Annotated in this window: 8 protein-coding genes and 1 pseudogene; 7 read left to right on the top strand and 2 right to left on the bottom strand. The window is 66.9% G+C overall.

Features of this window, described 5'->3' with window-relative positions; translation table 11 throughout:
- The first annotated feature begins 500 nt into the window (after positions 1–500).
- Positions 501–1,325: a tyrosine-type recombinase/integrase gene (locus ACIA5H_RS37550; RefSeq protein ID WP_364599128.1), complete on the top strand. Its 825-nt coding sequence runs from the start codon at positions 501–503 to the stop codon at positions 1,323–1,325.
- A 165-nt stretch (positions 1,326–1,490) separates the two neighbouring features.
- Here ACIA5H_RS37550 and ACIA5H_RS37545 read toward each other — a convergent pair whose 3' ends face one another.
- Together ACIA5H_RS37545 and ACIA5H_RS37540 are read right to left on the bottom strand one after the other, a co-directional pair.
- Positions 1,491–1,847, bottom strand: a complete 357-nt coding sequence (locus ACIA5H_RS37545; protein ID WP_364599131.1) for a hypothetical protein — start codon at positions 1,845–1,847, stop codon at positions 1,491–1,493.
- A 1-nt stretch (position 1,848) separates the two neighbouring features.
- Complete coding sequence (locus ACIA5H_RS37540; protein ID WP_364599134.1) at positions 1,849–2,469, bottom strand: helix-turn-helix transcriptional regulator; 621 nt, start codon at positions 2,467–2,469, stop codon at positions 1,849–1,851.
- Between the two features lie 142 nt (positions 2,470–2,611).
- On the opposite strand from ACIA5H_RS37540, the gene ACIA5H_RS37535 reads away from it, so the two are divergent.
- From ACIA5H_RS37535 to ACIA5H_RS37510, 6 genes and pseudogenes are all read left to right on the top strand, one after another.
- Positions 2,612–2,851, top strand: coding sequence for a hypothetical protein (locus ACIA5H_RS37535; RefSeq protein ID WP_364599137.1), 240 nt, complete (start codon positions 2,612–2,614; stop codon positions 2,849–2,851).
- Positions 2,848–3,150 carry a hypothetical protein gene (locus tag ACIA5H_RS37530; RefSeq protein WP_364599140.1) on the top strand — a complete coding sequence of 101 codons (303 nt, stop codon included), beginning with the start codon at positions 2,848–2,850 and terminating at the stop codon, positions 3,148–3,150. Before ACIA5H_RS37535 ends, ACIA5H_RS37530 begins: the two co-directional genes overlap by 4 nt.
- Positions 3,143–3,382: a hypothetical protein gene (locus ACIA5H_RS37525; RefSeq protein WP_364599143.1), complete on the top strand. Its 240-nt coding sequence runs from the start codon at positions 3,143–3,145 to the stop codon at positions 3,380–3,382. The genes ACIA5H_RS37530 and ACIA5H_RS37525 overlap by 8 nt, the downstream gene beginning before the upstream one ends.
- Positions 3,376–3,753 carry a hypothetical protein gene (locus ACIA5H_RS37520; RefSeq protein ID WP_397081085.1) on the top strand — a complete coding sequence of 126 codons (378 nt, stop codon included), beginning with the start codon at positions 3,376–3,378 and terminating at the stop codon, positions 3,751–3,753. Before ACIA5H_RS37525 ends, ACIA5H_RS37520 begins: the two co-directional genes overlap by 7 nt.
- A 164-nt stretch (positions 3,754–3,917) precedes the next feature.
- Positions 3,918–4,106: a hypothetical protein gene (locus tag ACIA5H_RS37515; protein WP_397081083.1), complete on the top strand. Its 189-nt coding sequence runs from the start codon at positions 3,918–3,920 to the stop codon at positions 4,104–4,106.
- A gap of 99 nt (positions 4,107–4,205) precedes the next feature.
- Positions 4,206–4,536 (top strand): annotated as a pseudogene (locus ACIA5H_RS37510) (hypothetical protein); the annotation flags it as partial.

The raw sequence follows: 4,536 nt of genomic DNA, 5'->3' as shown, positions 1-4,536 counted from the left end.
CATCGACGCCGAATTCGGCGACCAGGGCGACGGCACGTTCGAGTGTCTCGGCACCTGCGGTGATTACGGCGTCTATCTCTGGTACATGGCCGACCGGGCCAGGTGGGAACAGGGCATGTCCGACAGGCGGGCGCGACTCGCCGGAACGGATGGCGCGGCGTGAACCACCTATGCCATCATCTGGCTCAATCGCTCGGCTCGATCGGCCGATCGGGGGGACCCATGTACGGCGTGTTTCACGCTGCGTCTGCTCGGCCGTATGCTACTGCGAGGCAGAATGTTTGCCGTCAGTTTGCAGCAGTTGTACATGGCAGGGTATTGCCTCTCTTTACGTCTTACAAATTCGCCCATTTCGAGGCCAGCGCCCCGATTTGCCTGCCGCAAACCGGCATTCAGATTAGGGGTCGAAAGTGAGACAAAGAAAGCGTCCCATTCGTGAGAATCGAGGGATGAAACTTCACATACCTACGAGTTGGATTGTCCCGCTTCAGAATTACGAGGTGAACCTGCGTGCCGCCGGTCTCTCGGAGACAACGATCCAGCGCCGCACCAGCGACATGGAACAGATCGCCCGCGAGGTCGGCCCCGGCGGACCCGACACGATAACTGGCGAAAAACTGGTGCAATGGATGGGCGATCAGGTATGGGCGATCGAGACCCGGCGCGGCAGACGCAACAGCGCGCGCTCGTTCTGGAAATGGGCGGTAGCTGCCGGGGTGGTCACGGAGAACGCCGCCGAGGCGTTGCCGAAGATCGCGGCCGCCAAACCTAGCCCGCGCCCGGCGCCGGACCGGATCTATCGAGGCGCGCTGCAAGTCGCGTCGCCGCGGGTCCGGTTGATGCTCCGGCTCGCGGCCGAGATCGGTCTGCGCCGGGCCGAGATCGCCGTCGTGCACGTGGGCAACGATCTCATCGAGGGCGACGAGGGATACAGCCTCGTCGTGCACGGTAAGGGGAACAAGAAGGCGACGATGCCTGTGCCGGACGACCTCGGCAACCTGATCGCCGCGGGCGCACCGGCGCACTCGCCGGGCGAGGGACACCCTCGACGCGGGTATCTGTTCCCAGGTGCCGAAGATGGGCACCTCTCCCCGAGGTGGGTCGGCCGACTATGCGCCGAGGCGCTGGCGGCGGCCGCGTACGAGGGCGAGGCGCCTTGGACCGTGCACAAGCTCAGGCACCGGTTCGGTACTCGCGCGCTCAAAGCGACGCGCGACATCCTCGCCGTGCGCGATGCCATGCGGCACAGTAGCGTCGCAACGACGCAGGCCTACTGCGCCGTCGAGCAGGACGCGGTTCGGGCGGCGGTGAACGCCGCAGCGTGATCACGCGTCCCAACAGGGAACGCCCCGGCCAGGTGGTGACTGGCCGGGGCGTTCTTTTTCAGCCTCGATCACATCGAGGCGTCCCACAGTGTAGACATTCGGACAAACGACCAGGCTGAAACCACGCGCCCGTGTCCGGCCAGTGGGGTTGACGCGTTTGCGCAGCTACGCGGATACGTCGAAAAATGCCGCGTGCTGGGCGTAGGCGGAATCCGGCGTGCGCGGCGCCGCGAGAGTAGTGCGGTACTCGTCTTCGACTGCGTCCCATAGTGCGCCGTACTCCGGCAGCAACTCGCGCGCCTTCGCGATGCTCGGGTACGCCTCGGGGTCGAACGCGATGTGTCCGGGCCGGAAATCCATCCGTTCGTCCGGCCAGCGCCGCGCCGGCCTATCGGAACTCGTGTCGTCGATGAACATGACGACAGCGCGGTTCCCCCCCTCGCGCCGCCACGTCGCCGAGGCGGTGCCGCTGGTCGTGAGGTAGCCGACGTGTCCCGTGTCGAACTGCCGTCCGGTGCGCATATCAGTCCTCTCTCGGCCACTCGGTGAGCGGCCCATCGTGGGCGAGTACGGAATTCATCAAGCGGCCCGCGCGGTCCTCATCGCTGGCGAGAACGCCGTAGCCGTCGCCGAGCGGACCATCGGCCCATGTGCCCGTCCAACGACCGATGACGGCGCTCCAATCGGCGGCGATCAGCGGGAAATACAACACACCTCGGTAGAAGTGATCACGCTCGGTCGACAGATACGAGCCCATGAGCGAATGGTCGACGATGCGCAGAACACCCGACCATAGATAATCGCCCTCGGCGGCGAATGTGACCTCTCCCCCGGTGTGGCGCGCGGTGATCGTGTGCCGGTCGACGACGGGCATTCCGTTGCGACTGGTCTCCCAGGCCGCAAACCGGAGTATCGAGAGGTCGAGGCCGATCGGCACGAGGCCGAGCAACTCGTCGAGCGTGAGAATCAACGCGCGCGCCAAGCGGCGAATATTCTCCGGCCCGGGTTTCTGCGTGTTCTTTTCCCATCGAGAAATCTGCTTCTCGGTGACACCGACGCGGTCGGCGAGCTGCATCAGGTTGAGACCGAGCGCTTCGCGCCGTCGCTCGATGATCGGCCCGATAAGCGGCTCGTCCTCTGCCATGTTCGCCCCTGGTCCTCTCGCCGGTCCTGTCGATCATCAGCGACTTTACGCGGATTGCGTGTGCGAGAACAGCATGTCGGAGTATAGTCCGGTGACCGGACTAGGGGGCTGGTCCGGGTACCGGACTAGGAGGGCCGGACCCATGCACGTGAAGATCACCGAATCTCAAGGCGCAGTGCTCGCCGTACTCGAGCCGGGCGGAATGCTCACAATCGACCAGATCGCGCGGGCCGCGCAGCTGACGACGTACCGAACGCGATCGGCCGTTTCGGCGCTCAAGTCGCGCGGACTGATCTGCTCCGGCTCGGCGAGGATGGGCCGCTACCAGATCACCGACAGCGGGCACCGCGCGTACGCAGCACACGGGCGGGTGGCGCGATGACAACGCACCGCATCGAATCCGTACTCCTGTCCCAGTGCGGAGCATGGACAACGACCGACGGCACGACACACGGCCCGCTCGCTGAGGTGCGATGCCCCGACGTCGCCGCCGAGCGTTGCACCGGCCTCGCGCCCTACACGAGCACCGGTCGAATCGGTGACCACATCCACACCGGGCCCGGGCGCTGCCGCTGGGTCGGGAGCCCGGTGCTCGACGACCGGCACACGACCGCGCGCAGGCGGCTGCGCGTCGTCGACGGCGTGATCGAACTCGACGCCGAGGCGGTGAACCATGCGTAGCGTCGCCGAGCTGCTCGCCATATTCGGCGCCGACGACGACGCGAAACGTGCGCTCGCGCGGCCGGATACCGAACCCACGTACCTCGACCGGGCCGACGGCATCGTTGCGATCAGTGACGAGGGGTACCTCGACGAGGACGCGCAGCGCGGACCGGCCCACGGCCCCAGGCACAATCGCCGCCTCGCGCGACAGCTGTCGTTGAGTCACCGTATCGAGGCGGATCGATGGTGACCGATTGGGGGCACTTCGCGGTCGCCGCATGCCTGATCACCAGCGGCTTACTGGCCCTGCCCTTCGTCGTGTGGCTCTGGCCGCAGCGAATACCGCGCGGTTACAGCGTCGGCGAGATCCGCGCTCGCGTGCTCGCCGAGAGCGCAGCGCCGATGCATTCGTGCCACTCGGCGCCACGGCACCGGCTCGGCGAGCTCGAGGCGTACCGGACGCTCGGCGGGCACCGGCACTGCACTCCGGGTGATGGCGCAACCGTGCAGCGATGCGGCCGAAAGGCCGCTGCGCTGCACGTTCTACCCCGCGTGCCCGATGTAGTTTCCACTGAGCCAGAATCGGGCGATCCTTTCATTCAGAACAAACCGACGCATTGAGCCGCGCCGGATCGGCGGGGGCGGCTCAACCCTTGGACGATGACGGCACTAGTCGGCGCGCGGTCGCGACCATCCGCACGGATCTCGCGGGCGCGCGCCAGTGGCGATATGAACTGAATATGCAAGGCCTCGCACGGCGACACCGGCTCGATATCGTCGAGATCGTGCGCACCACCGCAGAGACCGACTGGCCGACAGTCGAGATCGTCTCCGCGATTCTCAGGAACGACGCATCCGCCGTGATCGCGCCCAGTGTGGCGCACATCGCGAATCCTCGCGTCGTGACCGAGTTCGCCGACCTGTACGTGGTCGGCCGGTCGAGGATCTATCGGCGCGGGCGTCGGTGGTCGTAGAAGTTCCGCCGCCGGAATGTGATTGAGCGGCGAATGCGCCCCGATCCGTGACAGGATCGGGGCGCATTCGTACGTACAGCCTCACTTCAGGGGGATCTCATGCGCCGCACCGTGCCCGCCGTCGCCGTCCTCGCCGCCGTGCTCGCGCTATCGGCGTGCGGCAGCGACTCTCGCACCGACGCACCGGCGACGGCGAGCACGGCGGCGACGGTGGCCGATCCGCTCGGCCCGGACGCTCCGGCACCGGTGGGCTTGTCGTGCGCGCAGATCGGCGGGACGTTCGAGGCGCACGGCACCGACGGCCGCGGTACCTGCGTTCCGGCGGATCCGCGCGCGCACTGCCACGTGCCCCCCGTCGCGCAGGATGAGCACTACGTGCCCGAGTTCGTGCTGACGCCACCTTTTCCCACTGGCACGGTCGCCCGCGCCG

Source organism: Nocardia sp. NPDC051900 (assembly GCF_044452545.1).
In the GTDB taxonomy this organism is placed as follows: Bacteria; Actinomycetota; Actinomycetes; order Mycobacteriales; family Mycobacteriaceae; genus Nocardia; species Nocardia sichangensis.
Note: the sequence above shows the minus strand (reverse complement) of the source record. Positions and strands in the feature narration are given on the sequence as shown.